Source organism: Thiocapsa sp. UBA6158, assembly GCF_002423035.1.
GTDB lineage: Bacteria > Pseudomonadota > Gammaproteobacteria > Chromatiales > Chromatiaceae > Thiocapsa.
In genome coordinates this window covers 23,041-48,743 of sequence record NZ_DIUM01000135.1, presented here as the reverse complement: position 1 = coordinate 48,743, position 25,703 = coordinate 23,041, and the positions used below count along the sequence as shown (strand labels likewise).

Sequence of the window (25,703 nt, the reverse complement as noted above, 5' to 3'; positions counted from 1 at the left end):
GGTTCAGCGGACATCAAGACTTCGGCAAGGTCACCCCACGCTGGCCTTGATACTTGCCGCCGCGGTCCTTGTAAGAGGTCTCGCAGACCTCGTCGGATTCAAAGAAGAGGATCTGAGCCACGCCTTCGTTCGCATAGATCTTCGCCGGCAAGGGCGTGGTGTTGGAGAACTCCAGGGTCACGTGACCTTCCCATTCAGGCTCCAACGGCGTGACATTCACGATGATGCCGCAACGCGCATACGTGCTTTTTCCGAGACAAATCGTCAAGACATTCCGCGGAATACGCAGATATTCGACCGTGCGCGCCAGCGCAAACGAGTTCGGCGGGATGATGCAGACGTCGGACTTGAGATCCACGAAGCCGTTGGAGTCGAAGTTCTTCGGATCGACGATGGCCGAGTTGATGTTGGTGAAGATCTTGAACTCGTCGGCACATCGCACGTCGTAGCCGTAGCTCGAAGTCCCGTAGGAGATCACCCGCCCCTGTTCGCCTTCGCGGACTTGAACGGGCTCGAAGGGATCGATCATGCCGCCTTCTTCGGCCATTCGGCGGATCCAACGGTCGGACTTGATGGCCATCGCGAAATCTCGGTGTGCGCGCAAAGCCGGAAAGGCTACACCGCGGAGCCGAGTACAACAACCAGGAGAGCCGCTGCCGAAAAGCACCCCTGTCGATTAGGGCCGTATAAACTTTCGGCAGCTCCTTGTCACGGGAAGACGGAGTACACGGAGAAGAGACATTCGTTGCTACGTGTGGTCCGTGTCTTTTCCAGCCGGACCTGCCCTGGACTGGGCCGCTCGTCGAGATCGAATCCCAAAAAATCCTAAACTGCGCGCGGCACGACACCGACAGGAGTCCACGAGGCCGAAGCAAACCCGGCCCTCGCAGACTCCAAAAGGCGCAGTTTAGTTGTTTTGGATCACAATAGTTAGAACGTGCCTACCGCCCTGTTTATTGAGGTTTTATTCTGCGGGCGACAGGGCGACACTAAGACTCTACTAAGGCTTTCCCTGTTGCGCGGGGGTTTTCCATGGGAATTACCCATGAAGGCTAGGCAGGGACGCGCGGTACTCCGCCACCGCCTCCGCAAAGGGCTGGGGGCACTGCGCGAAACCGAGTCCCGACAGGGCGACACGGCCCAGCCGCCGCGCCTGCTCCTCCTCCCACGCCGCGCCCTGCGCGTCGCCGCACTCCGCGCACTGCTCCGCGCGGACGTTGGCAGCGCGGGCAAGCGCGAGCGCCTCATCCACCACGCGCGTGCGGTGCGGCTCGGGGTCGCGTCCATACTGGAGCGCGCACGCGAGGGCGTCAAGGTGGAAGCGGCGCTCCGTGCGCCACGCCTCGAAGCGCGTCAGGTCGGGTGTCACCGTTGCCACCCCTTCACACTGAGCCGCCGCCGGTACATCGACGGGGCGCCCGCGGGGGGCTCGGGCAGGGGGGTGGCTCCGCTGATGTCAAGCGCCCGGAAGACCCCGGCGAACGGATCGCTATCCCCCGCCCCCTTGCGCGCGGTCATGAGGGCCAGGATGCTCTCGCGCAGGGGCTCGGCAATGCGCTGCGCCTCCGCCTCCCACCACCGCTGCCCCTCAAGCCAGGCGAGGCGCTCGGCTTCGATCAGTGCGGCGCCCGTCGTGTCGAGCACGGTGGCGAGGGCACCGCGCTTGTCCTCAAGCTCCTCCAGCCCCGCGCGCGCTTCGCTGAGCCGCCGCGCTGCGGTTGCGTAGGCTTTGCTCGCGGGGTCGCGCGCCCACGACTCCGCCGCTGCCCCCTTGTCCGCCTCCGCTCGGGCAAGCGCGGCGCGTGCCGCAGCACAGTCCTCGTCCAGCGCGCCAATGCGCGCCGTGAGGGTGTCGTAGTCCGCCTGGATGCGGGCCTGTTCGTCTCGGGCAGGGAGGGAGATCATAGCGCGGCCATCCTCTCGATTAGGGCTGTTTTGTCGTCCGTGGGCGGGACACTGAGCTTGGCCGGCTCGGCGGCGCGGCTCGGCTCAGCCGCGAAGGGCTTGAACGGAGCAAGGGGCTGAGGGGAGAAGGAGATCCGCACCCCAGGGCCGTCCGAGAGGAAGACCGGGGCGCCGCCCAATCGGGCGGCCATGTCCGGACCCGTGTAGGTGGTGATGCCGTCTGCGCGTGTTTCAATCATTGCGTGTTGCCTCCTCCGGGGGTGGATCCCAATGAACGCGGACCTCAAGCGCCTCGATGCGCTGGGTCAACTCCTCCGTTGCCATGATGCGCGAAAGGATGCCCAGCCCGTTGAGCACGGGCGCCGCTTGTAGGGGGGTGACTTCGCCGCGCCCAACCGCCGCCACCACGGACTGTGCCTGCGCGAGCAGATCGCCGCTCAGGTCGAGCGTCACGGGCAGGTCGGTAGCGCGGAGCACGGGCACGGCGCGGTCGAGCAGGAGCTTCGCGGCTGCGGTGTCCCCACCCTTCGCCTGCCTGATGAGCGCGTCGATGATCTCGGGCACCTCCCCCCGGATCCTCCCCCGCAGCTCGCCTAGCTCCTTCGCGGGGCCGCGGGGTCGACCGTTGGGGTTCCCGCTTTGTCCCTTCTCCCACGCCATGTGCTTGCGGCCTTGAGCGACTGATAATGGCTTGATTGTAATTGTTTTTTGCAGAAAACACAAGGGCTTGAGCCCCGTTGATCGGCTCGCCCCCTATTGGTCAGAGTGGCGGGGGCGCGGGTCGGGCTCAGAACCCGCGAGCATCGGGGCTCAGCGTGCGCGTGCGCGCGTCGCGCGGGGGGCCGCTGTCCCACTAACCCCGCGCGTCCGCAGCGGCTCAGAACGCGGGTTTTCGCTCGCGCAGGCAGGGGTAAGAAGGGCATCGACAGGGACAGGGTAAGAAGAGCAAGGCGGGGGTAAGAAGGGCAAGCCCTCAAACCGTGCGAATCACGCAAGTGGTTGACTTGGCTCGGTTTTTCCTCCTTCGGGTAAGGGGGGCAGGGGTAAGGGGGGCACGCCTCTCTGCGATACGAAAACATTACCCCCTTACCCCCTTGCCCAAGTCTTTGACTTTTATGCGCTTTCACTCGACTCCTACGAGTAAGGGGGTAAGAAGGGCATGTTTTTGTGTCTCAGGGGGCTTGCCCTTCTTACCCTGCTCCTGCAGGCAGCTCCCAGCGCCACGCACCCCCCTTGCCCGCGGCCTTCGTCGACTCGATCTTTAGACGGTCCTTCGCCCGCTTGAGTGTGTCAATCTTGATGCCCGCCGCCTCGGCCCGCTTCTCCAGATCCTTAAATGCAACAGGGCCGTCCTTCAGCTCCTCGCGCAGGAAGTGCTCCGCCTCCTTCCCCTTGCTCACCGCTCCGGGCTCCTCCCGCTTCTCCGCCGCGTCGAGTAGATCATGCGCGCTGCCCTTCACCACCCCGCCCCAGAGAACACGGGACGCCATGATCCCCCCTTGTATTTCCTCCACGCGCAAGTCATACAGCACGCCGTCCCCCTCAGGTCCGAGGTTGCTTTTGGCGCGCACCATAATGCGCCCGCCCCCATCCAGCTCCTGCCGCTTGGCCGCAGCCAGGACCACGCGGGCAAGGGCTCCGAACGCGAGCGACCCCGTGACCCGCTCGACGGGGTTCCCCCCTTGAGTACCCTTGGTAAAGTGCGAGATCCCCAGGACAGCACACCCGTAGTCGTGCCCGAGGTCGACAAGGGGTTGCAGCGAACGCCGCACCTCCGCGTTCTTGTGGCTGTCCGTCGATACAGCGGACACAACGGAATCAATAATCAACAACGCGGGCCGTTCCTCTGCAAAGCGTTCGTATAGCGCCCAGATGTCAATGGACGGGTCGAAGCTCCGCCGCCCCTTGTTGTCTACTATTCCTTCCAAGAACGTAATCTGGTTGAGGTCGGCCCCAGCCGCCGCCAATCGCGGGACGAGGGTATCCGCTATACCGTCCTCCCCTGACCAGATGACCACGCGCCCCAGCTGGGCAATACTCCCGTCGGGCCACCTCCCGCCAATCGAGACGGTCGCGGCCATCGCGAGTGCTATTGTCGTCTTTCCCGTGGCTACAGCCCCCGCAAGGATGTGGAGCTTGCCCCGAGCAAGGTGCCCGTCCCACAACCACTCAATAGGTTGCATTTGAACCTCCGCCGCATTCCTATAGACGACATCGCTCGGCTCCGGGGCCGGTTTCGACTTGGGGTTGACCCATCCGCGACGCTGAGCCTCAGCGAACACCGCCCCGATGCCGGTGCGGGTGCCCTTGAACGTGCGCCACGTGGCGGGGTCATTATCTGGATCGTACTTCTCGGAAGTCGCCGACCAACTCAGCCACAGCCTCTCAAAGTCCTCGCCGTGCGAGTGGAGGGCGCTCTTGAGCGCCTGCCCCATCTTCACCCAGTGCGCGCGGTCATCGGCAGGGATGTAGAACAGCGCGGAGGTCAACGCCGCCCTGTCCGCGAGCGATAACACCTCCTGCGGCTCGCGGTGGTCATGGCCATTGAGCTTGAGGGGGAATGCGCGCTTGATCTGCTCCGCGTTGTAGACCGCAGCGGGCTCCATGCACGCGATGCTGACCATGTGCGGCTTGCTCGGGTTCTTCATGTGAAAGAACCCAGGGAGGCGCATAACGCGAGGCAGGTCATTCGGAGCGGGATCACTCCCGAGCAGCGCAATCAGCGCCGTTTGCACCGCTTGGAACTCGGCGCAGTCCAACCCGTCCACCCTCCAATAGACGTGCCGCTTGCCGGGGCTGCTGTCGACTTCAAAGCTCGGGGCTAGGGGGTAGGCCGTCTGTCCTGCCACGCGGGTCTTGGGCGGGTCGAAGTCGGCGAACACGGCGCGCACGCGGACGATGTTTTCAGCCGTCCGCGCTTTGCCGTCCACCTCGTTGACGGTGACGAACACCCCCGCGCCGCGCTTGTTCAGCCCCTCCAGCTCGCGGAACCGCTCCTCAAGCGTGCCGTGCAGCGTCCTTGCAAGCCGCGCGTCTTTGCCCGCGCTGTCGTCGAAGGTCTGGAAGCAGAATTGAACCGCGCGCGGGTCGAGCAGTTGCAAGAACATCCGGGCTTCGTTGCTGTCGCAGCCGTCCGCGGGGGCACTTTCCACTTGTGTTTCAGGCGCTTGAGGCTTATACTTGAGCGTGTCAGTCGAGGAGGCCTCCCTCGGCGGGCACTGCGTTACCTCCCCCCGCCCCGAGTCTGTGCCACGCGGACTCGGGGCTCTTTCGTTCAGCAGGGTCATTTCGCACCCCCGCCCCGTTGTTCCTCCATCCACTTGACGAGATCGCCCCTGCGGTACCGCACGACGCGGCCCCCTGGGCGTGAGAACTTGGGGCCTTTCCCCTCCCGTCGCCACGCGACCAGCGTGGTCTCCTTGTAGGTCATCAACTTGGCCGCTTCCTGCGTGTTGAGCTGTTCATCCGGGTCAGGGGGCGTGTAACCCACGGGAGGTGGGACGTAGGCGGGGAGGTGGGCGATCAGGTACGGGGCGAGCAGTCGCGCAAGCGCGCTGAGGGCTTGGTCTGTGGTGGGGTTGGGTTGCATGGCGTGAGCGGCCTCGAAAACGGCGGCGCTCGCAGCGGCGGCACTGAGCATTTGGCCAGCGTGCGAGCAACGGACAGCCCTTGCGGACTGCGGTCGCTCGACATTGGCCCCGATGATGCCTCTCGGGGGCTGGGCGGGGGTGGCGGCGGCGCGAGGGCAGCTCGGGGGAGCAGGGATCGGGCGCACGCAACGACACGGCGGACCACGCGGGCCTGAGGCCTCCATCCCGCGCGTCGATTACCCCTCAGTTTAGTGCCCTCGCGCGCGGAAAACAAGGGGGCACTTTGCCTCGGTTCGCGCGCCCGCTACACCTCGGGAACGTCCGCTATGCGCGCGGCGATCGCGTCCCAGTCCACCGCCGCGAACACCGCCGCGATAACGTCGCTCGGGTCGCCGTAGGCGCGGACGATGAAGTCCGCCTTGACCTCGGGCACGGGGAAGGGGGCAGGGCGCTTGAGCATCGCGACGACAGCGCGCTCGATCGGGGTGAGGTCGTCCATCGTGTCGGTCTCCGTTGCGTTCTGTGGTTGGGTCATGCCGCTGCCGCCGCTGCGGCCTCGACCGCGTGCAGCTCGGGACGCAGGGTGGCGAGCTTGGCGTGCCACGGAGCGAGGGCGTCGCGCTTGAGCGCAAGGGCTTGGCCGTGGCCGTACCGCTCGCCCGAGCTTGCGCGGACGTGGTTGAGGACCATGTCCCGCTGCTCCTCCCCCACCCCCAGCTCCTTCAAATGCGACTCGACCGTATGCCTCAGCACATGGGCCGACCACGCGGCCTTGCCCGTGTCGCTGTCCCACGTCGCCACGCGGACGCTGTAGTCGAAGCTCGCACGCGGGATCTCCTTGCGGTTCGTCGTCGTGCTCGGGAAGACGAACGGGGTCGTGCCGAACGTCGCGCGCGACTCGTCAAGGACCGCCTGCATCGCGGGCAGGATGGGCAGGGTGAGGGCGTGGCCGTTCTTCGTCTTGGGCACGCGCCACACACCGTCCGCGACCGCGTCCCACGTCATCAGCCGCGCCTCGTCCCGGCGGCAGCCCGTGAGCAGCATCCAGCGGACCATGAGGCGGACTTGGACGGGGGCGTTGAGGTTGAACGCCGCGAGCAGCTCGGCGTCGGTCTCAAGCCACGCGTCGCGCCGCCCGCTTGTGGTGTACCGGGGCTTGATGTGGTCGGCGGGGCTCGACTCGACCCATTCCTCCTCCAACGCGTAGTTGAACAGGATGCGCGTGCGGTTGAGCAGCCCGCGCGCCGCCCCTTCCTTGCCCTGCGACAGCAGCGCGTTGATGCACTCCCGCACGTCGCCGCGGGTGAGGGAGGCAAGCGGACGCGAGCCCCACAGGGGGAGCCAGTAGACCTTTGCGGCGGATTTCATGTTGTTCTGGAAATCGTCGCTGCGGCTGAGGTAGTAGGCGGTCTTGCTGTACCGCTCCCAGAGCTGAGCGACAGTCGTCGGGTTGCCCGACACGGACAGGGCGAAAGGGTCGCGCCCTGTTTTGAGCGTCTCGCGGTGGCGCACCACATCGGCCCGCGCTTCCTCCAGCGTCGCATCTGCGAACGGGGCAAGGGTCTTGATCCGCTGTTTGCCCTCGAAGCTGTAGCGGAAGACCCAGGACTTGCGCCCCGAGGGAAAGACCTCCAGCCCCAGCCCCCGAGCTTGAGCGTCCCAGAGGCGCTGGATCGTCGGGCCACCTGCCTTATAGCGCAGGGTCTCGACTTTGTACGCGGTCAGGATTGTTGCGGCTGCCACACTAAGCACTCCCCTAAGTTCTCACTAAGGGAATTATAGTGGGGAAAGGAGGGGATAACTAGGTGGCAGTGAGGCTAAAGTGTTGCCCCGGAAGGGCTTTCCGGGGATACCTGGGGGATGCTAAAACGGCCTAATTATTCTGGATCACGATCCGCGGGAATTTCGAAGCGTAATCCTTGGCTTGCAACGACAGCTTGGCAGCGGTCTTGCGGGCGATCTCGCGATAGATCTCGGCGACACGCGAATCCGGCTGGGCGACCACGGTCGGCTTGCCGTTGTCGGTCTCCTCGCGGATGTGGCCGTTCAGCGGGAGCGAGCCGAGCAGATCGATGCCGTACTGCTCGGACATCTTCTGTCCGCCGCCTTCGCCGAAGATGTGCTCCTCGTGACCGCAGGCCGAGCAGATGTGGGTGCTCATGTTCTCGACGATGCCGAGCACCGGCACTTCGACCTTCTGGAACATCTTCAGGCCCTTGCGCGCGTCGAGCAGGGCGATGTCCTGGGGAGTGGTGACGATGACGGCGCCCGAGACCGGCACCTTTTGGGCGAGGGTCAGCTGGGTGTCGCCCGTACCCGGCGGAAGGTCGATGACGAGATAGTCGAGATCCGACCAGTTGGTATCGTTGAGCAGTTGCTCCAGGGCCTGGGTGACCATCGGACCGCGCCAGATCATCGGCGTCTCTTCATCGATCAGGAAGCCGATCGACATGGCTTGGAGGTGGTAGGCGTTCATCGGCTCCAGGCTCTTGCCGTCCTTGGACTCGGGCTTGCCCGAGATGCCGAGCATGCGCGGCTGGGACGGGCCGTAAATGTCGGCGTCCAGGATGCCCACGCTCGCGCCTTCGGCCGACAATGCGAGTGCCAGGTTGACGGCGGTCGTGGACTTGCCGACGCCGCCTTTTCCCGACGCCACGGCGATGATGTTCTTGATGTTGTCGATCGGCTTGAGCGACTTTTGAACCGAGTGCGACTTGATTTCCCAGGTCACGTCGACCTGCACCATCTCGACACCCTCGACCTTCAGAACAGCCTCTTCGATCGTCTTGGCGATGCCGGCGCAGATGGTCTTGGCCGGGAAGCCCAAGACGACCTTGATGCGGACCTGACCGCCCTCGATCTCGATGCCCTTGATCGAATGCGCCGCCACCAGATCGCGCCCGAGATGGGGTTCCTTGTAGCCCTTGATGGCGGCTTCGACGGCTTCTTTCGTGGGTTCGGACATGAGGTACTCCAGGATAGATGGATGTGCCCGGCGCCGCCGGGTCACGTAAAACAGATGCTTTTCGATGGGCCGCGATGATGAGCCCGGGTTCGGAAAAGTTCACACCGACGTTTGGTGTGGACAGGCCTTAAATCAAGTCTCGACATGAAACCGGCCGGCCGGGGCCGCTCTGTCCGGACCGCAACAGGCCGTGAGATACTTGGACATTGTTCGAGACCCCAAAGCCGATCCACTTGAGCCCATCCATGAGCCAAACCCGCGACATCCAGGGCGGCAGCCCCCGAGACATTCTGGTCACCAGCGCACTGCCCTACGCCAACGGGCCGATCCACATCGGCCATCTGGTCGAATATATCCAGACCGATATCTGGGTGCGCTTCCAGAAGATGCGCGGGCACGCCTGTTGGTATGTGTGCGCGGACGATGCCCACGGCACGCCCATCATGTTGCGTGCTCGCCAGGAAGGCATCACGCCCGAGGCACTGATCGCGCGGGTCGCCGAGGAGCACGCGGCGGATTTCGCGGCCTTCCGGGTGGGATTCGACAACTATCACTCGACGCACTCGGACGAGAACCGCCACTTCGCCAACCTCATCTACGAACGCAACCGCGACAAGGGCCATATCAGTCGACGCACCATCACCCAAGCCTACGATCCGGTCGAGCAGATGTTCCTGCCCGATCGCTTCATCAAGGGCGAGTGTCCCAAGTGCGGCGCGCCGGACCAGTACGGCGACAACTGCGAGGCCTGCGGGGCGAGCTACTCGCCGAACGAGCTGAAGAACCCGCGCTCGGCGGTTTCGGGCGCCGTGCCCGAGCAACGCGAATCGGATCACTATTTCTTCCGCCTCGGCGACTTCGAACCGATGCTGCGTGACTGGACCCGCGGCGGCGGCCTGCAGGCCCAGGTCGCGAACAAGCTCGACGAGTGGTTCGATGCCGGCCTGCAGGAGTGGGACATCTCGCGCGACGCGCCTTACTTCGGCTTCGAGATCCCGGACCATCCGGGCAAATTCTTCTATGTCTGGCTCGATGCCCCGATCGGCTACATGGCGAGCTTCCTGAATCTCTGCGAAAGCCCTCGCGGGCGCGCCGCCGGGTTGGACTTCGATCGGTTCTGGGCCAAGGACTCCTCCGCCGAGCTGTATCACTTCATCGGCAAGGACATCATCTACTTCCATGCACTCTTTTGGCCGGCGATGCTGCACGGCGCGGACTTCCGCACGCCGTCCGCTGTCTTCGCACACGGGTTCCTGACGGTCGACGGGCAGAAGATGTCCAAGTCGCGCGGGACTTTCATCAAGGCCCGCACCTATTTGGACCATCTCAATCCCGAGTATCTGCGCTACTACTTCGCGGCCAAGCTCGGGCCGGGCGTCGACGACATCGATCTGAATCTCCAGGACTTCACCGCACGCGTGAACTCGGATCTGGTCGGCAAGGTCGTGAACATCGCCAGCCGCAGCGCCGGATTCATCGCCAAGCGGTTCGCGGGCCGACTCTCGCCGACCCTGGCCGATCCGCAGCTCCATGCCGAGTTTGTCCAGGCCGGCGAATCCATTGCAGTCGCCTACGAGCGACGCGAGCTCAGCCGCGCCGTGCGCGAGATCATGGCGCTGGCCGACCGCGCCAACCAATACATCGACGAGCAGGCACCGTGGGTGATCGCGAAAGACCCGGCTCGAGAGGCCGACCTTCAGGCGGTCTGCTCGATGGGCATCAACCTCTTCCGGATCCTGATCGGCTATCTGCGACCGATCCTGCCGGGTACGGCCGCCGACTCGGAAGCCTTCACGCAGATCGAGCCGCTGACCTGGGACGCAATCGCCGAGCCCCTGCTCGACCATGAGATCGCCCCCTTCAAACCGTTGATGACACGCGTCGAGCCCGCCCATATCGAGGCTATGCTGGAGGCATCCAAGGAAGACCTGAGCACGACGTCAACGCCGCCGGCCACCCCGAATGAGTCGGGCAAGCACCTGAGCGGGCAGCCGATTGCCGAGACGATCGACATCGAGACCTTCGGCAAACTCGATCTGCGCATCGCGCGCATCCGCTCGGCCGCTCTGGTCGAGGGCGCCGACAAGCTCCTGAAGCTGGAGCTGGATCTCGGCGGCGAGACCCGCACCGTCTTCGCCGGGATCCGCTCCGCCTACGACCCGAGCGACCTGGAAGGCCGGTTGACCGTCATGGTCGCCAACCTCGCCGCCCGCAAGATGCGCTTCGGCGTCTCCGAGGGCATGGTGCTGGCCGCCGGTCCAGGAGGCAAAGACATCTTCATTCTGAGCCCGGATGCGGGAGCGCAGCCCGGGATGCGGGTGAAATAGAGCTAAACCGCGTCTGGAGCGATATGCTCGCTTTCGACTGAAGTCGACGTTGGATGCATCCACAGCCCTTAGCCGGGACGCGATTTAAAATGATATCTTTCTGATCATCTTAAGCTGCGCCGGCTCCAAGCGTCGTCAAGTCTGCCGGGGCCAATCCCATCCGAGAACAGCGCAAACCGCGCCGGGCGCAGTTTAGTAAAGGTCTAAGGCTAGAGGGCTCGACGCTGACGGCTGGAGGCCGGGGGCGATCCCCGATAACCCCTCGGTCCCGGTGTTGTAGCAAACCGCCCCCGAGGCGTATCCTTCGCTGATTTCGCGCTTGCAGCATTTCGCGGCCCGACAGCGCAATAACCGCCCATCGCACGCCTCGAAGCCCAAGAGAGCATGACTGAATACGCGCTCATCCTGATCGGCACCGTGTTGGTCAACAACTTCGTGCTGGTCAAATTTCTCGGACTCTGCCCCTTCATGGGCGTCTCGAAGAAGCTCGAGACGGCCGCGGGCATGGGTCTGGCGACGACCTTCGTGATGACGCTCTCCTCCGTGACCTCCTGGCTGGTGAACGAGTACATGCTGGTGCCGCTCGGCATCGAGTATCTGCGCATCATCGCCTTCATCGTGGTGATCGCGGCCGTGGTGCAGTTCACCGAGACCATCATGCGCAAGACCAGCCCGCTGCTCTATCAGGTGCTGGGGATCTTTTTGCCGCTCATCACCACCAACTGCGCCGTGCTCGGTGTCGCCTTGCTGAACCTGCAGGACGAGCGCAGCCTGGTGGAGGCAACGCTTTACGGTTTCGGTGCCGCCGTGGGCTTCTCGCTCGTGCTCACGCTGTTCGCCGCGGTGCGCGAGCGCGTCGCGGTCGGTGATGTCCCGGAGCCTTTCCAGGGCAGCGCCATCGCCCTGATCACCGCGGGCCTCATGTCGCTGGCCTTCATGGGTTTCGCCGGGCTCGTATCGAGCTGACCGGACGATCGTCATGTTGACCGCCATCCTCGCCATGACCGCACTCTCCGCCGTCCTCGGACTCCTGCTCGGCTATTCGGCCATCCGGTTTCGCGTCGAAGGCAATCCGATCGCCGATCAGATCGATGCGCTCCTGCCGCAAACCCAGTGCGGCCAATGCGGCCACCCGGGATGCCGTCCCTATGCCGAGGCCCTGGCCCGCGGCGAGGACGAGATCAACAAGTGCATCCCGGGCGGAGAAGCGACCCTGCTCGCCTTGGCGGATTTGCTCGGGCGCGAGCCTGCCGCACTCGAGATCGAAGAGAAACCGCCCTCGGTCGCCGTGATCGACGCCAAGACCTGCATCGGCTGCACCCTGTGTCTGCAAGCCTGCCCGGTCGACGCCATCGTGGGCGCCGCTAAACAGCTGCACGGCATCATCGCCGCCGAATGCACGGGCTGCGAGTTGTGTTTGCCGCCCTGTCCGGTGGAGTGCATTCATATGGTGCCGATCGCCACCGACATCCCCCATTGGCGCTGGCCCTATCCGTCCAGCGAGCCCGCCACCCGCACGGCATCGCCCGAGCGGGAGACCGAGGCAGCCTGACCGGAGCCCTGCCATGGCAGCCATCCAATCACTCCTGCGCCGCGATCGCTTGTGGACGTTCCACGGCGGGATCCATGTGCCCGACGAGAAGGCGCTCTCCAACGGCCGCGCCGTGGAGGTCATGCCGCTGCCCAAGCGCCTCGTGATCCCTTTGCAGCAGCACATCGGGGCGACCGCGCGGCCGGTGGCGAAGGTGGGCGACCGAGTTCTCAAAGGACAGCTGTTGGCGCAGGCCGAAGGCTATGTCAGCGCCTGTATCCATGCCTCGAGCTCGGGAACCCTGGTTGCGATCGAGCCGCATCCGGTCCCGCACCCGTCCGGGCTCTCCGCGCTCTGCGCCGTGATCGAGACCGACGGCGAGGACACCTGGGCCGAGCTGCCCGAGCCGATAACCCATTACGCGCAGCTGGACCCGACCGAGATTCGCGAGCGCATCCGTTGGGCCGGCGTGGTCGGACTCGGCGGCGCCTCGTTTCCGACCAGCGTCAAGCTCAACCCCGGCCCGGATCAACGCATCCGCACACTGATCATCAACGGGGCCGAATGCGAGCCCTACATCACCTGCGACGATCTGCTGATGCGCGAGCGCGCCGGAGATATCCTCGCGGGTGTGCGAATCATGCATCACCTGCTCGGCGATCCGCGGATCCTGATCGGGATCGAGGACAACAAGCCCGAGGCGTTCGAAGCCATGCGCTTCGCACTCGCCGAGACGGACATGCGCGGCTATACCGAGATCCGCTCCATCCCGACCCTCTACCCGAGCGGCGGGGAGAAGCAGCTCATCCGCATCCTCACCGGCGAGGAGGTCCCGACCCACGCCATTCCGGCGCGGATCGGCATCGTCTGCCAGAACGTCGGGTCCGCGGCTGCGGTCGCCGACGCCGTTCTCGAGGGTCGCCCGCTGACCTCGCGCATCGTCACCGTCACCGGACGTGCGATCGCCGAGCCGCGCAACCTCGAGGTGCGTATCGGCACGCCCGTGTCGGACCTGATCGCACACTGCGGCGGCTATCGCGAGCGCCCGCGCAAGCTCGTCTGCGGCGGACCCATGATGGGTTTCGAGATCGCGCATGCCGAGATCCCGGTCACCAAGCCGGCCAACTGCGTGCTGGCCTTGACCGAGGCGGAGACCCCCGACCCCGGGCCCGCGCTCGCCTGTATCCGCTGCGGTCGGTGTGCCGAGGTCTGTCCGGCCAAGCTCCTGCCGCAACAGCTTTACTGGCATGCGCGCGCGAAGGATCTCGACCGGGTCCAGGACTACAACCTCTTCGACTGCATCGAATGCGGGTGCTGCGCACAGGTGTGTCCGAGCCACATCCCGCTGGTTCAGTACTACAGGTACGCCAAGAACGAGGTCTGGGCACGCGAAGAAGACAAGCGCAAGGCCGAGCTCGCACGCATGCGCCACGAGGCCAAGCAGGCCCGGCTCGAACGCCAAGAGCGCGAGCGCAAGGCCCGGCTTCGCCAGAAGAAGGAATCGCTCGATGCGGGTCCCGGAAAGAGCCAAACCGACCAAGACGCGAAGAAGGCCGCGATCGAGGCGGCCAAGCAACGCGCTGCGGCCAAGAAGGCCGCGGCCGCCAAGGCGGAGGAAACCGATGACGCCTGAGACACGCCGGCACACCAGCCGCAAGACCACGGCCGATACCGAGCAGACCGGCTTGCCCGCAGGGTCGGCGACGCGTTCGGCCTACGCCGGGACAGCGCGGCAGGGACAGGCATGAGCGCGACGCTCGTCTCCTCGCCCCACGGGTCACGGCCGAATCGGGTCGACCGGGTCATGCAGGAGGTCCTGCTCGCCCTGGTGCCCGGGGTGGCGGCGATGATCTGGTTCTTCGGCTGGGGCGTGCTCATCAACATCACGCTTGCCGTAGCGGTGGCCCTGATCGCCGAGGCGGCGGTCATGCGGGTGCGCCGACGCCCGATCGGGCCGGCCATCGGCGACTACAGCGCCGTCGTCACCGCCGTGCTCTTCGCCATCTCGGTTCCGCCGACCTTGCCTTGGTGGATGACCCTGCTCGGCATGCTCTTCGCCATCGTCCTGGTCAAGCAGTTGTACGGAGGCATCGGCTACAACCCCTTCAACCCGGCGATGGCCGCTTACGTCTTTCTGCTCGTGTCCTACCCGGTCGCCATGACCACCTGGCTGGCGCCCGACATGCTGGCCGAGCACGCGGTCTCCTTCACCGAGTCGCTGCGACTGATCTTCGGGGGTGCCTTGCCGAGCGGTGTCGAGTGGGACGCTATCTCCGCCGCGACACCGCTCGACGAGATGCGCGGCAAGCTCGATCAAGGCATGCCCATCGCGGAGATCCGTCTCAGTCCGCTGTGGGGCGACTTCGGCGGACGCGGCTGGGAATGGGTGGCGAACGGGTTCCTGCTCGGCGGGGTCTATCTCCTGTGGCGGCGCATCATCACCTGGCACATCCCGGTCTCCATGCTGGCGGCGCTGGCCGTCGCAGCTGGTGCAATCTGGCTGATCGATCCGACGACCCACCCCTTCCCGGCCTTCCATCTATTCAGCGGAGCGGCCATCTTAGGGGCCTTCTTCATCGCGACGGATCCGGTGAGCGCTTGTACGACCAAGACCGGGCAGCTCATCTTCGGGGCCTCGATCGGGTTGCTGGTGTTCGTGATCCGCACTTGGGGCGGCTACCCGGACGCCGTCGCCTTCGCGGTCTTGTTGATGAACATCGTCGCCCCGACGATTGACCATTACACCCAGCCCAGGGTCTTCGGGCACAGCGGAAACCGAGCAAACCCATGAAGAAAGCACCGATCATCCTTGCCGCCGTCGTGTTGAGCGCCTTCTCCGTCACCGGCGTCGCACTCGTCGCCGTGACCCACCACCTGATGGACGGGCGCATCGCCGAGAACCAACGGGTCGCGATGCAGAGCAAACTCGAATCCATCATCCCGGACGGACAGTTCGACAACGAGCCGCTCGAGGATTTGATCCAGGTCAGTGCGCGCGAACTCCTCGGTGCCGAGAACACGCGCGTTTATCGCGTGCGCAAGGCAGGCGAACCCACCGCGGTCATCCTCGACCCCGTCGTCCCGGACGGTTACGCCGGCCCGATCCAACTGCTGGTATCGGTCCTGCGCGACGGCAGCCTCGGCGGGGTGAGGGTCCTTTACCACCATGAAACCCCCGGGCTGGGCGACAAGATCGAGGAGCGCAAATCCGATTGGGTGTTGAGCTTCGACGGCAAGTCGCTTTCCAATCCGACGCTCGAGGGCTGGGCGGTGAAGCGCGATGGCGGCGAATTCGATCAGTTCACCGGGGCGACCATCACTCCCCGTGCGATCGTGCAGGCGGTCAAAAACACACTCATCTTCGTTCAGCAACAGGGCGATGCCCTCTTCGAACCCGTCGAAGGCGTGAAGACCGCAGCGAAGGGAGCGGGCTGATGGCGGCATCGCAACCCTACGGCAGCATCATCGGCGACGGATTCTGGAACAACAACCAAGCACTCGTCGCCCTGCTGGGGCTCTGCCCCTTGCTCGCGACCACCACGAGCGCCACCAACGGTTTGGGCATGGGCCTGGCCACGACGGCCGTACTTGTCCTCTCCAACGCGGCCGTCTCCCTGATCCGCGACCTGGTTCGCCCGGAGGTCCGGTTGCCCGTGTTCGTACTCGTGATCGCGTCCTTCGTGACGGCGGTCGAGTTGAGCATCCAAGCCTATTTCTACGAGCTCTATCTGGTCTTGGGGCTCTTCATTCCGCTGATCGTGACCAATTGCGCCATCATCGGCCGGGCCGAGGCGTTTGCCTCCAAGAATCGCGTCGACCGCGCACTACTCGACGGGATCGCGATGGGGCTCGGCTTTACGCTGGTCCTGGTCACCCTGGGAGGGATGCGCGAATTCGTCGGTCAAGGCACACTCTTCTACCAAGCTAACCTCCTGCTCGGGGACGCCGCGACCGGCCTGAGTCTCAGCTTGGGCGAAGGATTCCAGGGCGCGCTCATCGCGATCCTCCCGCCCGGCGCCTTCATCGGCCTCGGCCTCTTGATCGCACTGAAGAACCTGATCGACAAGCGCGTCAAGCGACGCGCGGCTGTGCGTGCAGCGAAATCCGCGGACGCTTCGGCACCCGCCGGCGGCGTAGCGGCACCTGCGGCGGGTTGAGGAGGCGCTCGGCCAGCCTCCAGCCTCGGGATTGATGACGGGCGTCGACACTGTCAAAGCGATCGATCGACTGCTGGAGTCTGGCGGTCGGCGGCCGGAAGCTCGCGGAGTGCCGCTTCCAGGGTTCGGCGCAGCTCTTGGGGCTTGACTGGTTTCGATAGAAAGTCATTCATCCCGGCCGACAGGCAGTCACGCTTGACGTCCTCCGAGGCGTTCGCGGTCAGAGCGACGATCGGGATCGCCCGCTCGGGTGCCTGCTCGCGGTAGCGCCGGGCGAAGCCGATCCCGTCGAGCTTGGGCATCCGCAGATCGACGATCGCGATCCCGTAGTCGCCGCCGAGCGCTTCGGTCAAGGCCGCCTCGCCGTCGGCAACCCGAGTGAGATCGAAGCCCATCTTGCCCAGGAAACGAGTGATCACCTTGGCCGCGATCTCGTTGTCCTCGGCGACCAGGACACGTATCCGGGCCGCATCGGCGATCGGCTCCAAACCGAGCGACGGCGAGGACGCCCCGGCTCGCAGCGCTCCATCCGTCGCGACCTCGGCGCGCCCCAAAAGCGACTCGGCCGCAGCGATCAGATCCTCGGACAGATAGGGCTTCGTCAGACAGCCATCCGTCGTCTCCTCGAGCGCGGGGCGTCGTCCGGGGTAAACCAGAAAGAGGCAGTGCACCGGCTCGCCAAGTGCCGCTTTGACCTCCGCCCGCGCCGCATTCAGATCCCGTCCCTGCGGATGATCGGCGATGACGAGGAGATCGAAACGCTGCCCCCGCGTCTGCGCCGAGTCGACATCGGCAGGCTCGGCAAGCGTCTCGCAGGCCGCGCCCTCGCGCCCGAAGGCGGCACAGGCCAATGCGCGACAGGTGGCGTTCGGCTCCAGGATCAGGATTCGCAAGCCGCGGAGCCGACTGCCCGGCGCGCTCGACACCGCCGCGTCATCCTCGATCAAGGGCAGACGCATCCAGAAGCGGCTCCCGCGCCCCTCCTCGCTCTCGACACCGATCGCCCCACCCATCAAGAGGGTCAGCTCGCGCGAGATGGTCGTGCCGAGACCGGTCCCGCCGAAGCGGCGCGTGGTCGACTCGTCGGCTTGGCGAAAGCGCTCGAAGAGTTGCGGGAGCTTATCGGGCGGAATGCCGATCCCGGTGTCGACGACCTCGACGAGCAAGTGCGGGCCGCTCTGCTCGGCCTCGGGCGGTCGAACGCTCAGGTGTACCCGGACCTCGCCCGTCGGCGTGAACTTCACGGCATTCCCCATCAGGTTGAAGAGGATCTGGCGCAACCGCAGCGGGTCGCCGATCAACCGAGGGGGGACGTTCGGATCGACATCGGCGATGAGCTCGAGTCCGGCAGAATACGCGCGCATCGCAAGTGCATCGGAAACGTCGCGCACCAGACTGCGTGGATCGAAAGGGATACGCTCGAGGACGATCCGATGCGCATCGATCTTCGACAAATCCAGAATGTCTCCGATCAGCGCACCCAGGATATCCGCCGAGTTGGCGATAGCCTGGACACAATCGCGCTGCTCGTCATCCAGTCGGGTTCCTCGCAAGAGCTCGGTCATGCCAACGACGCCGGTCAAGGGGGTGCGCAGCTCATGCGTCATGAAGGCCAGAAAATCGCCTCTCGCTTGATTGGCCCTTTCCGCCTCGGCGCGCGCATCCTGGACCTTGCGCAGCAAGGAGTATTGATACAGTGGCAGCAGCACCAGGAGCGCCAGGAAGAATGTCGCCTCGAAGGTGTGAAGACGCCATTCGTCGAGCGCGATCAGGACGACGTTGTAGCCGAAGACAGCGGCGAGCGAGGCGACCACGAGATGGTGTTTGCCGAATCGCGTTCCGGCTGAGATGAAGACCAGGATATAGAGCAGGTAGAAAGGGCTAATGGCCTCGCGGGTGATGAAGATCGCCAGGCTGATGGCGACGACATCCAGACAGATCCCCAGGTAGACCCGCGCCGGCCACTCGGAGCGCAGGGCGATACTGACCAGAAATCCGATGTTCGAGACCAGGTAGATGCCGAAGAGCGTGAGATAGTAGGGAACGTCGACCCGGTAGTACTGCGTCGAGGCGCCGACGGCGATGTAGAGCGCGCCCAGCAGGCAGGCGGTAAGACGCACCAAGGCCGATTGAAACTCCGGGTTCCCCGCCAGCCCCTCCGACACACCGAAACGCCTGATCATTCCATTCATTCCCTTCCCTCCGAGACGCGTTTGCGCGATCGCTGCCGTATGGATCGATCATGGTATATTAGCGAATCGTTTCGCGCATTTCGGCCCGTCGCCGATCCAGGGATGCGAAACGAGATCGACCGGCCCGCGCGCATCCATTCCGATTCCGGGTTCGATCCCCGGACCGATCGCAAGCCCGATCGCAGCCCGCTCAAAGCCGGCCGCGACGAGGCTCTCAGCTCAAGAGAACGAGGAGAAGACCATGTCCAAGAAACATCCGATCGTTGCGGTAACCGGTTCCTCGGGTGCCGGTACGACCACCGTCAAGCGCGCCTTCGAGCACATATTTTATCGCGACGGGATCAAGGCCGCCGTGATCGAGGGCGACAGTTTCCACCGCTACGATCGCGTCGAGATGAAGGCCGAGATGGCGCGAGCGGCCGAGACCCACCGCAACCTCAGCCATTTCGGCCCCGAGGCCAATCGGTTCGACCTCCTCGAGGAACTCTTTCGCAATTACGGCGAAAGCGGCACCGGCAAGCAGCGCTACTATATCCACAGCGACTCGGAGGCCGATCACCACAACGCACGCCTCGGCACGCAGCTGACGGCCGGCCAATTCACGCCGTGGGAGGATCTTCCCGAGGGCACCGACGTGCTCTTCTACGAAGGACTCCACGGGTTGGTCGTGACGGAGGCGGACAACGTCGCCCAGCACGTCGATCTCGGCGTCGGCGTGGTCCCGATCATCAACCTGGAGTGGATCCAGAAGATCTTCCGCGACAATGCCGAGCGCGGCTATTCGGCCGAGGCGATCGTCGACACCATCATGCGCCGCATGCCGGACTACATCCGCCACGTCACGCCGCAGTTCTCGCTCACGGACATCAACTTCCAGCGTGTGGCGACGGTCGACACTTCAAACCCCTTCATCGCACGTGATATTCCGACACCCGACGAGAGCTTCGTCATCATCCGATTCAAAGATCCCGAGCGGCTCCAGATCGACTTCCCGTATCTCTTGTCGATGATCCACGAATCCTTCATGTCGCGGCGCAACACCATGGTCGTGCCGGGCGGCAAGATGGGTATGGCGATGGAAATCATCCTGCAGCCCATCATCGAGCGCATGATGGACGCGCGCAGGGTCTAAGCAAAACGCGCGCGACAACCTGCCTCGCGGGTAGTCTCTCCCGCGGGGCGGCGCGTCCCCGTGCAGCGTCGTCGCGCTATTCGGGTGCGCCGAACGCGTTTTGGTTTGCGATCGGCACATCCAAGGCACTGGATCCGAGAGGAGCACCAGCCTGTTAAGCTACCTTCACGGCTTCCACGCCGGCAATCACGCAGACGTCTTCAAGCACGCGGTTCTCAGCCTCATGTTGGAGACACTCCTGAAGAAGCCCAAACCGCTGGTCTACGTCGAATCGCACGCCGGGGCCGGTCGGTACGATCTAGGCGCCGAGCAGGCACTCAAGACCGCGGAATATCGGCTCGGGATCGAGCGACTCTGGGAGCAGCGTGATGCCTTTCCGCAGTTGTCGGCCTATCTTGGGGCCATCTGCGCGCTGAATCCAGGCGGAGGATTTTCGGTCTATCCGGGCTCACCCGCCCTCGCCGCGCATCTGCTGCGCGCGGAGGATCGGCTGATTCTGATGGAGCTTCATCCGACCGAGTCGCAGACGCTGCGTCGCCATCTCGGCAACGACCCCCGGATCGGCATCCATCGTCGCGACGGTCTCGAAGGATTGACCGCACTCTTGCCGCCGAAGCCCGCACGCGGACTGGTTCTGATCGACCCGCCATACGAGCAGGTCTCCGAGTACAGACGCGTTGCAGACGCACTCGTCGCCGCGCATGCCCGCTGGCCGACCGGGGTCTACGCACTCTGGTTCCCACGTCTGGGGCTGCAGCGCGATCGTTCCGCGGAACTGATCGGGAGCATCCGGCAATCCGTCCCGGACGGGCTTCTGTGCGAGTTGAGGGTACGGCGACAGGTCGACGACTTCGGGATGTACGGGTCCGGGATGCTGATTCTCAACCCACCTTGGCGCCTGGAAGAGCGGCTCGCGGAGCTGCTGCCGCGACTCGCCGATGCACTCGCGATGGAGAAGACGGCCGGAGCGGTACCGTCATGGACGATCGGTCGAATTTAGACTGCCGCACGGACTCAGCGCTGACGGGCTGTGTCGAGGCCCGCTCGATCGACCCATCCACCGCGGCAGTCGGGACTCCGCTTGGGCGCGGCAAGGATCAACTCGCCCAGCTCGGCGGTGTCGTCGACGACACCTTTCAGACCGATCCGCAGCTCCTCGATCAACCCATCTGAACAGCTCAAGCGGACCCGCTCGCCCGCCCCCTTGCCGAAGGCGTCGTCGAACGCGGCCCGCACCCGGGTCGCGCTCAGACGCTTGCCGATGTTCTCCTCGAACAGTGCACGAACGCCTGAGGCGTTGAGCTGCTCGAGCAGCAAGATGGAATGACGGAAATAGGTATCCGCATCCGTGCCGTAACAGGACCCGTGCTTGACCCACTGGTGCCGCTGCAAATCGGACTGTGTCCCCGGCATCAACCTGTCCAGGCGCGCGCGTGTGGTCGCATCCAGATCGAGCGCGGGCAAGAAGCGCCACCGGCCCGACGTCGAAAGCGTCCGCTCCCGCTCGCCGACACCGCAATAGCTGTTGCCGATGGGCTGAGGCCAGAGACCGTGGAGCGAGAAGCGCCGCGCATCCGCACGCTCGGGCGTCTGGTCCCGGCATTCCGGGCGCGTCGCGCGCAACTCGCAGAAGGCGGGCTGCCAACTGGCCGCCAGCACGAGCTGACTCTCCATCGCGCCTGCACGCAATGACGGCGGGGGTGACGGGGACGGGGGCGACGACGGGCGTGCGTCCGCACCCGCAGTGTTCGCAGCGTCGTCGGCAAGTCGACCGCATCGGATCTCGACCCAGCGCTCCTTCGGGCTCGCGTCCTCGAACCTGAGTCGATAGTGGCTCGGATCGGCACGATTGGTCCCGACGACCGGGTAGTCTTGTCCGGGGACGAGATGGATCGAACCCGGGTTGTCGGGACGCTTGATCGAGACCGTCGCAGGGCAAGGTTGCTCGGCGCTCAGAACGGCGTCCAGGCGCTCGGCGAATGATGAAGCCGACCACAGCAGCATAAGAACAGACAGCAGTGATCGACACACGCATAGGTGTTTCAGTTCCATTGGCTCCAATCTCCGGCCGTCAGCCGTCAGCCGTCAGCTTCAGGTCGGTCGCGCGGCGTCTTCCGAGACAACGGGCGCGTCTTCGTTGAAATCCAACGCCTCTACGCTCACGAGGTGGACACGCCTGCTGTCAGCACGCATCACGGTGAAGCGGAACCGACCGAGTTCGACCGACTCGCCTTTCTTGGGCAGATGGCCGAGTGCGTTGACGACCAGACCGCCGATGGTGTCGAACTCCTCGTCGGAAAAGTCGCTGCCGAAATACTCGTTGAAGTCTTCGACGGTCGTGCGCGCCTTGGCGCTGAACTCGTTCTTGCCGCGTCGGAAGATCCCGGGACCTTCGTCGTAGTCGTGCTCGTCGTCGATCTCGCCGACGATCTGCTCGAGCACGTCCTCGATGGTCACGAGTCCGCCGGCACTGCCGTACTCGTCGATCACGATCGCCATGTGATTACGGCTGGAACGAAATTCCTTGAGCAGGACATTCAGGCGCTTGCTCTCGGGCACGAAGACCGCGGAGCGCAACAGATCGCGGATGTTGAAGGCGCGGCCGCCGTGATCTCGGCAGAAGGACAGCAGGTCCTTGGCGAGCAGGATGCCGACGACCTCTCCTTTGTCGTCGCCCGTGACGGGGAAACGGGAATGTGCCGATTTGACGGCAATCTCGAGGATCTTGTCCAGCGGGTCGTCGCGTCTGAGCGAGACCATCTCTGCGCGTGGAATCATGATGTCGCGCACACGCAGGTCGGAGACCTGCAAGACGCCTTCGATCATGCTCAAGGCATCGGTATCGAGCAGCTCACGCTCCTTCGCATCCTTGAGCACCTCCAAGAGCTGCTCCTTGTCTTGTGGCTCGCCCCCGAGCATCTGGCCGATCCTTTCGAACCAGTTGCGTGAACGCGAGCCCTCGGTAGATCGATCGCTGGCCATCGTGTGTTATTGATCCTCGTAAGGTGAAGGAAAGCCCAACGCGCCGAGGATACCCGATTCCAGGGTTTCCATCTCCTCGGCATCGTGCTCTGTAAGGTGATCGTAATCAAGCAGATGCAGGACGCCGTGCACCACCATGTGGGCCCAGTGGGCCTGCGCGATCTTGCACTGTTCGCGTGCTTCGCGCTGCACCACCCCGGCGCAAATCACGAGATCGCCGAGCAGATCGGCGATCGGATCCTGCGCATCGAGACCGAGCCCCAGCTCGGGTGGAAGCTCGAACGGAAAGGACAGGACATTGGTCGGCCCTTGGCGTCCCCGGTAGGTTCCGTTCAGGGCCGCGCCCTCCTCGGCATCCACGAGGCGAATGGTGAGCGACGCACGCTCGCGCCGACCGAACAAGGCTGCCGCCGCCCAGCGCTCGAAGTCGGCCGGGGCCGGGAGATCCTCTGCCTCGCAAGCGATCTGCAGATCCAGATCCAGCGTCACGGGCCGATCGCCGCTCATGCCTTCGGCGCCCGCCCCCGCAGAGGTACCGGCTGCTCGAAGGCATCGTAGGCGCTGACGATGCGCTGAACCAAGGCGTGGCGCACCACGTCGCGAGCGTTGAAGAAGGTAAAACTGATGCCCTCGACATCCTTGAGGATCTCGACGGCTTGCCGCAGACCCGAGGGCTGCCCGCGCGGCAGATCGACCTGGGTCACGTCGCCCGTGATCACCGCGGTCGAGCCGAAACCGATGCGCGTCAGGAACATCTTCATCTGCTCGGGTGTCGTGTTCTGGGCCTCGTCGAGGATGATGAAGGAGTCGTTGAGCGTACGACCGCGCATGTAAGCCAGCGGGGCGACCTCGATGACGTTGCGCTCGAGCAGCTTGGTGACCTTCTCGAAACCGAGCATCTCGAAGAGTGCGTCGTAGAGCGGACGCAGATAGGGATCGATCTTCTGGGCCAGATCGCCGGGCAGGAACCCCAGACGCTCGCCGGCCTCCACTGCAGGTCGCACCAGCAAGAGCCGGCGCACGCTGTCGGATTCGAGCGCTTCGACCGCGCAGGCCACCGCGAGATAGGTCTTGCCCGTCCCGGCAGGACCGACACCGAAGTTGATGTCGTGCTTGAGCATGGCGTGGAGATAACTCTGCTGATTCGGTCCGCGTGCTCGGATCAGGCCGCGCTTGGTCTTGATGACGACATCCGGCAGACGATCCTCGGCCGATTCCAAAAGCGCGTCGGCCCCGGACTCCTGGAGCCAGAGATGAATAGTCTCGGGCGTGAGGACCTCAGCGACAGTCTCGGCATAGAGATCTTGGAGCAGCTGCTCGCCGAGGCGTACGCCTTGCGGATCGCCGATCAGACGGAAGTTGACGCCGCGATTGCTGATCTCGATGCCGAGTCGACGCTCCAACTGGCGCAGATGCTGATCGAACTGGCCACAAAGATTGGCGAGCCGCACGTTGTCGGCGGGCTTGAGCTCCAGATCCAGTGTTTGCGGTTGGGCGGACAAGGGGGTGGTCGCGTTCAAGCGTCGATTCCGCTCATCGCCGGCCGAACCGCCGGGGCGGTGACGAGACGACCACGCAGCGAGTTGGGGAGCGCCTCGGTGATCTCGACCTCGACAAAATCGCCGATCAACGCAGGCGCGCCGGTGAAATTGACGACGCGGTTGTTCTCGGTCCGACCTGCAAGCTGGAACGGATCCTTGCGCGACGGGCGCTCGACCAAGATGCGTTGAAGGGTGCCGACCATCGCCTGGCTGTAGTGACGAGCATTGTCGTTGATGCGCGCCTGAAGCCGCTCCAACCGAGATTTCTTGTCGGCAAGCGACACATCGTCCGGATAATCCGCCGCCGGCGTGCCGGGCCGCCGGCTATAGATGAAGCTGAAGCTCTGGTCGAACCCGATCTCCTCGACCAGATCCATGGTCGCGGCAAAGTCGCTCTCGGTCTCGCCGGGAAAGCCGACGATGACGTCCGTGGAGATGCCGATTCCGGGCCGAGCCTGGCGCAGCCGGCGGATCTTCGAGCGGTACTCCAGCGCCGTGTGCCCGCGCTTCATGGCGGCGAGGATCCGATCCGAGCCCGATTGCACCGGCAGGTGCACGAAGCCGACGAGCTCGGGAACGTCGGCATAGACATCGATCAAACTGTCTGAAAACTCCACCGGATGGCTGGTGGTGAAGCGGATACGATCGATCCCGTCGATCGCGGCGACATAGCGGATCAGAAGCGCAAGATCGGCGGTTTCACCCTCGCAGGTCTCGTCGGCAAAAGCGCCTCGATAGGCATTCACGTTCTGCCCGAGCAGGGTGACTTCGCGCACGCCTTGCTCGGCCAGGACGGCGACCTCGGCGATCACGTCGTCGAAGGGGCGGCTGATCTCCTCCCCGCGCGTGTAGGGCACAACACAGTAGGTACAGTACTTGGAGCAGCCTTCCATCACGGACACGAAGGCGGTCGGTCCATCGGCCCGGGGTGTCGGCAGGCAATCGAATTTCTCGATCTCCGGGAATGACACGTCCACCTGGGGAGAATGACGCTCCTCGAGGTTCTTGAGCATTTCGGGCAACCGATGCAGCGTCTGGGGGCCGAACACGATGTCGACATAGGGTGCACGCGTACGAATGGCCTCGCCTTCCTGGCTCGCCACGCAACCGCCCACCCCGATCACCAGGTCAGGATTCTCGAGCTTCAACGCCCGCCAACGTCCGAGCTGGGAGAAGACTTTTTCCTGAGCCTTCTCGCGAATCGAGCAGGTGTTGAGCAGCAGGACATCGGCATCCTCCGCCCGCTGCGTCAGCTCCAGACCTGCGGACGCATGCAGAACGTCCGCCAATCGGGCCGAATCGTATTCGTTCATCTGACAGCCGTGGGTCTGGATAAAAAGCTTGCGGGGCATCGAAGGCATGAGAGCGAGAGGCGCGACCG

General features: G+C 64.6%; 26 protein-coding genes. 10 read left to right on the top strand and 16 right to left on the bottom strand.

Annotated features, from left to right (window positions below; genetic code table 11):
* Positions 1-13: 13 nt before the first annotated feature.
* The 10 genes from dcd to apbC all read right to left on the bottom strand — a co-directional run bounded on the left by dcd (position 14) and on the right by apbC (position 8,460).
* Positions 14-580, bottom strand: a complete 567-nt coding sequence (gene dcd, locus B4N44_RS18110) for a dCTP deaminase (protein WP_007191816.1) — start codon at positions 578-580, stop codon at positions 14-16.
* Between the two features lie 459 nt (positions 581-1,039).
* Positions 1,040-1,369, bottom strand: a complete 330-nt coding sequence (locus B4N44_RS18105) for a hypothetical protein (RefSeq protein ID WP_296703930.1) — start codon at positions 1,367-1,369, stop codon at positions 1,040-1,042.
* Complete coding sequence (locus tag B4N44_RS18100) at positions 1,366-1,905, bottom strand: hypothetical protein (RefSeq protein ID WP_296703927.1); 540 nt, start codon at positions 1,903-1,905, stop codon at positions 1,366-1,368. The genes B4N44_RS18105 and B4N44_RS18100 overlap by 4 nt, the downstream gene beginning before the upstream one ends.
* Complete coding sequence (locus B4N44_RS18095) at positions 1,902-2,144, bottom strand: hypothetical protein (protein WP_296703924.1); 243 nt, start codon at positions 2,142-2,144, stop codon at positions 1,902-1,904. Before B4N44_RS18095 ends, B4N44_RS18100 begins: the two co-directional genes overlap by 4 nt.
* Positions 2,137-2,565: a DUF5681 domain-containing protein gene (locus B4N44_RS18090; RefSeq protein WP_296703923.1), complete on the bottom strand. Its 429-nt coding sequence runs from the start codon at positions 2,563-2,565 to the stop codon at positions 2,137-2,139. Before B4N44_RS18090 ends, B4N44_RS18095 begins: the two co-directional genes overlap by 8 nt.
* Positions 2,566-3,095: 530 nt before the next feature.
* Positions 3,096-5,012, bottom strand: a complete 1,917-nt coding sequence (locus B4N44_RS18085; protein WP_296703921.1) for an AAA family ATPase — start codon at positions 5,010-5,012, stop codon at positions 3,096-3,098.
* Positions 5,013-5,188: 176 nt separating this feature from the next.
* Positions 5,189-5,494: a helix-turn-helix transcriptional regulator gene (locus tag B4N44_RS18080; RefSeq protein WP_296704356.1), complete on the bottom strand. Its 306-nt coding sequence runs from the start codon at positions 5,492-5,494 to the stop codon at positions 5,189-5,191.
* A gap of 305 nt (positions 5,495-5,799) precedes the next feature.
* A complete protein-coding gene (locus B4N44_RS18075) occupies positions 5,800-5,994 on the bottom strand; it encodes a hypothetical protein (protein WP_296703919.1) in 195 nt (64 codons plus the stop codon).
* A gap of 32 nt (positions 5,995-6,026) precedes the next feature.
* On the bottom strand, positions 6,027-7,238 hold the full coding sequence (locus B4N44_RS18070) for a tyrosine-type recombinase/integrase (protein WP_296703917.1): 1,212 nt from the start codon (positions 7,236-7,238) through the stop codon (positions 6,027-6,029).
* Positions 7,239-7,368: 130 nt separating this feature from the next.
* Complete coding sequence (apbC, locus tag B4N44_RS18065; protein WP_296703915.1) at positions 7,369-8,460, bottom strand: iron-sulfur cluster carrier protein ApbC; 1,092 nt, start codon at positions 8,458-8,460, stop codon at positions 7,369-7,371.
* 245 nt (positions 8,461-8,705) lie between these two features.
* Between apbC and metG the strand changes: the two genes are divergently transcribed.
* The 8 genes from metG to B4N44_RS18025 all read left to right on the top strand — a co-directional run bounded on the left by metG (position 8,706) and on the right by B4N44_RS18025 (position 16,475).
* Positions 8,706-10,787, top strand: coding sequence for a methionine--tRNA ligase (gene metG, locus B4N44_RS18060; protein WP_296703912.1), 2,082 nt, complete (start codon positions 8,706-8,708; stop codon positions 10,785-10,787).
* Between the two features lie 384 nt (positions 10,788-11,171).
* A complete protein-coding gene (gene rsxA / locus B4N44_RS18055; protein WP_296703908.1) occupies positions 11,172-11,753 on the top strand; it encodes an electron transport complex subunit RsxA in 582 nt (193 codons plus the stop codon).
* Positions 11,754-11,766: 13 nt separating this feature from the next.
* Positions 11,767-12,339: an electron transport complex subunit RsxB gene (gene rsxB / locus B4N44_RS18050; protein WP_296703906.1), complete on the top strand. Its 573-nt coding sequence runs from the start codon at positions 11,767-11,769 to the stop codon at positions 12,337-12,339.
* Positions 12,340-12,352: 13 nt separating this feature from the next.
* Positions 12,353-13,951 (top strand): electron transport complex subunit RsxC, encoded by a 1,599-nt coding sequence (gene rsxC, locus B4N44_RS18045; RefSeq protein ID WP_296703904.1) that lies wholly within the window; start codon positions 12,353-12,355, stop codon positions 13,949-13,951.
* Complete coding sequence (locus B4N44_RS18040) at positions 13,941-14,066, top strand: hypothetical protein (protein ID WP_296703903.1); 126 nt, start codon at positions 13,941-13,943, stop codon at positions 14,064-14,066. The genes rsxC and B4N44_RS18040 overlap by 11 nt, the downstream gene beginning before the upstream one ends.
* Complete coding sequence (gene rsxD, locus B4N44_RS18035) at positions 14,063-15,109, top strand: electron transport complex subunit RsxD (RefSeq protein ID WP_296703900.1); 1,047 nt, start codon at positions 14,063-14,065, stop codon at positions 15,107-15,109. The genes B4N44_RS18040 and rsxD overlap by 4 nt, the downstream gene beginning before the upstream one ends.
* Entirely contained in the window at positions 15,106-15,753 is a 648-nt protein-coding gene (rsxG, locus tag B4N44_RS18030; RefSeq protein WP_296703898.1) for an electron transport complex subunit RsxG, read from the top strand. Before rsxD ends, rsxG begins: the two co-directional genes overlap by 4 nt.
* On the top strand, positions 15,753-16,475 hold the full coding sequence (locus tag B4N44_RS18025) for an electron transport complex subunit E (protein ID WP_296703896.1): 723 nt from the start codon (positions 15,753-15,755) through the stop codon (positions 16,473-16,475). The genes rsxG and B4N44_RS18025 overlap by 1 nt, the downstream gene beginning before the upstream one ends.
* Positions 16,476-16,528: 53 nt before the next feature.
* On the opposite strand, the gene B4N44_RS18020 is transcribed toward B4N44_RS18025, so the two are convergent.
* Positions 16,529-18,667 (bottom strand): ATP-binding protein, encoded by a 2,139-nt coding sequence (locus B4N44_RS18020; RefSeq protein ID WP_296703894.1) that lies wholly within the window; start codon positions 18,665-18,667, stop codon positions 16,529-16,531.
* 241 nt (positions 18,668-18,908) lie between these two features.
* On the opposite strand from B4N44_RS18020, the gene B4N44_RS18015 reads away from it, so the two are divergent.
* A complete protein-coding gene (locus B4N44_RS18015; protein WP_296703892.1) occupies positions 18,909-19,799 on the top strand; it encodes a phosphoribulokinase in 891 nt (296 codons plus the stop codon).
* Positions 19,800-20,022: 223 nt separating this feature from the next.
* Positions 20,023-20,799, top strand: a complete 777-nt coding sequence (locus B4N44_RS18010) for a 23S rRNA (adenine(2030)-N(6))-methyltransferase RlmJ (protein WP_296703890.1) — start codon at positions 20,023-20,025, stop codon at positions 20,797-20,799.
* A 14-nt stretch (positions 20,800-20,813) separates the two neighbouring features.
* Here the strand turns inward: B4N44_RS18010 and B4N44_RS18005 are convergent, their stop codons facing one another.
* From B4N44_RS18005 to miaB, 5 genes are read right to left on the bottom strand one after another with little or no spacing between them, the layout of a single operon-like run.
* Positions 20,814-21,851: a ribonuclease T2 gene (locus B4N44_RS18005; RefSeq protein WP_296703887.1), complete on the bottom strand. Its 1,038-nt coding sequence runs from the start codon at positions 21,849-21,851 to the stop codon at positions 20,814-20,816.
* A 39-nt stretch (positions 21,852-21,890) separates the two neighbouring features.
* Positions 21,891-22,781, bottom strand: coding sequence for an HlyC/CorC family transporter (locus B4N44_RS18000; RefSeq protein ID WP_296703885.1), 891 nt, complete (start codon positions 22,779-22,781; stop codon positions 21,891-21,893).
* A gap of 6 nt (positions 22,782-22,787) precedes the next feature.
* The gene (gene ybeY, locus B4N44_RS17995; protein ID WP_296703882.1) at positions 22,788-23,288 is read right to left on the bottom strand and encodes an rRNA maturation RNase YbeY; all 501 of its coding nucleotides are present in this window, start codon (positions 23,286-23,288) and stop codon (positions 22,788-22,790) included.
* Positions 23,285-24,283: a PhoH family protein gene (locus tag B4N44_RS17990; protein ID WP_296704353.1), complete on the bottom strand. Its 999-nt coding sequence runs from the start codon at positions 24,281-24,283 to the stop codon at positions 23,285-23,287. The genes ybeY and B4N44_RS17990 overlap by 4 nt, the downstream gene beginning before the upstream one ends.
* Positions 24,284-24,297: 14 nt before the next feature.
* Positions 24,298-25,674 (bottom strand): tRNA (N6-isopentenyl adenosine(37)-C2)-methylthiotransferase MiaB, encoded by a 1,377-nt coding sequence (gene miaB / locus B4N44_RS17985; protein ID WP_296704351.1) that lies wholly within the window; start codon positions 25,672-25,674, stop codon positions 24,298-24,300.
* Positions 25,675-25,703 lie beyond the last annotated feature (29 nt).

What these genes read in the sequence shown, in the direction of transcription:
- dcd (WP_007191816.1), bottom strand. Translation starts at nt 580, where the DNA reads ATGGCCATCAAGTCCGACCGTTGGATCCGCCGAATGGCCGAAGAAGGC.
- B4N44_RS18100 (WP_296703927.1), bottom strand. Translation starts at nt 1,905, where the DNA reads ATGATCTCCCTCCCTGCCCGAGACGAACAGGCCCGCATCCAGGCGGAC.
- B4N44_RS18095 (WP_296703924.1), bottom strand. Translation starts at nt 2,144, where the DNA reads ATGATTGAAACACGCGCAGACGGCATCACCACCTACACGGGTCCGGAC.
- B4N44_RS18090 (WP_296703923.1), bottom strand. Translation starts at nt 2,565, where the DNA reads ATGGCGTGGGAGAAGGGACAAAGCGGGAACCCCAACGGTCGACCCCGC.
- B4N44_RS18085 (WP_296703921.1), bottom strand. Translation starts at nt 5,012, where the DNA reads ATGTTCTTGCAACTGCTCGACCCGCGCGCGGTTCAATTCTGCTTCCAG.
- B4N44_RS18080 (WP_296704356.1), bottom strand. Translation starts at nt 5,494, where the DNA reads ATGCAACCCAACCCCACCACAGACCAAGCCCTCAGCGCGCTTGCGCGA.
- B4N44_RS18075 (WP_296703919.1), bottom strand. Translation starts at nt 5,994, where the DNA reads ATGGACGACCTCACCCCGATCGAGCGCGCTGTCGTCGCGATGCTCAAG.
- apbC (WP_296703915.1), bottom strand. Translation starts at nt 8,460, where the DNA reads ATGTCCGAACCCACGAAAGAAGCCGTCGAAGCCGCCATCAAGGGCTAC.
- metG (WP_296703912.1), top strand. Translation starts at nt 8,706, where the DNA reads ATGAGCCAAACCCGCGACATCCAGGGCGGCAGCCCCCGAGACATTCTG.
- rsxA (WP_296703908.1), top strand. Translation starts at nt 11,172, where the DNA reads ATGACTGAATACGCGCTCATCCTGATCGGCACCGTGTTGGTCAACAAC.
- rsxB (WP_296703906.1), top strand. Translation starts at nt 11,767, where the DNA reads ATGTTGACCGCCATCCTCGCCATGACCGCACTCTCCGCCGTCCTCGGA.
- rsxC (WP_296703904.1), top strand. Translation starts at nt 12,353, where the DNA reads ATGGCAGCCATCCAATCACTCCTGCGCCGCGATCGCTTGTGGACGTTC.
- B4N44_RS18040 (WP_296703903.1), top strand. Translation starts at nt 13,941, where the DNA reads ATGACGCCTGAGACACGCCGGCACACCAGCCGCAAGACCACGGCCGAT.
- rsxD (WP_296703900.1), top strand. Translation starts at nt 14,063, where the DNA reads ATGAGCGCGACGCTCGTCTCCTCGCCCCACGGGTCACGGCCGAATCGG.
- rsxG (WP_296703898.1), top strand. Translation starts at nt 15,106, where the DNA reads ATGAAGAAAGCACCGATCATCCTTGCCGCCGTCGTGTTGAGCGCCTTC.
- B4N44_RS18025 (WP_296703896.1), top strand. Translation starts at nt 15,753, where the DNA reads ATGGCGGCATCGCAACCCTACGGCAGCATCATCGGCGACGGATTCTGG.
- B4N44_RS18020 (WP_296703894.1), bottom strand. Translation starts at nt 18,667, where the DNA reads ATGAATGGAATGATCAGGCGTTTCGGTGTGTCGGAGGGGCTGGCGGGG.
- B4N44_RS18015 (WP_296703892.1), top strand. Translation starts at nt 18,909, where the DNA reads ATGTCCAAGAAACATCCGATCGTTGCGGTAACCGGTTCCTCGGGTGCC.
- B4N44_RS18010 (WP_296703890.1), top strand. Translation starts at nt 20,023, where the DNA reads ATGTTGGAGACACTCCTGAAGAAGCCCAAACCGCTGGTCTACGTCGAA.
- B4N44_RS18005 (WP_296703887.1), bottom strand. Translation starts at nt 21,851, where the DNA reads ATGGAACTGAAACACCTATGCGTGTGTCGATCACTGCTGTCTGTTCTT.
- B4N44_RS18000 (WP_296703885.1), bottom strand. Translation starts at nt 22,781, where the DNA reads ATGGCCAGCGATCGATCTACCGAGGGCTCGCGTTCACGCAACTGGTTC.
- ybeY (WP_296703882.1), bottom strand. Translation starts at nt 23,288, where the DNA reads ATGAGCGGCGATCGGCCCGTGACGCTGGATCTGGATCTGCAGATCGCT.
- miaB (WP_296704351.1), bottom strand. Translation starts at nt 25,674, where the DNA reads ATGCCCCGCAAGCTTTTTATCCAGACCCACGGCTGTCAGATGAACGAA.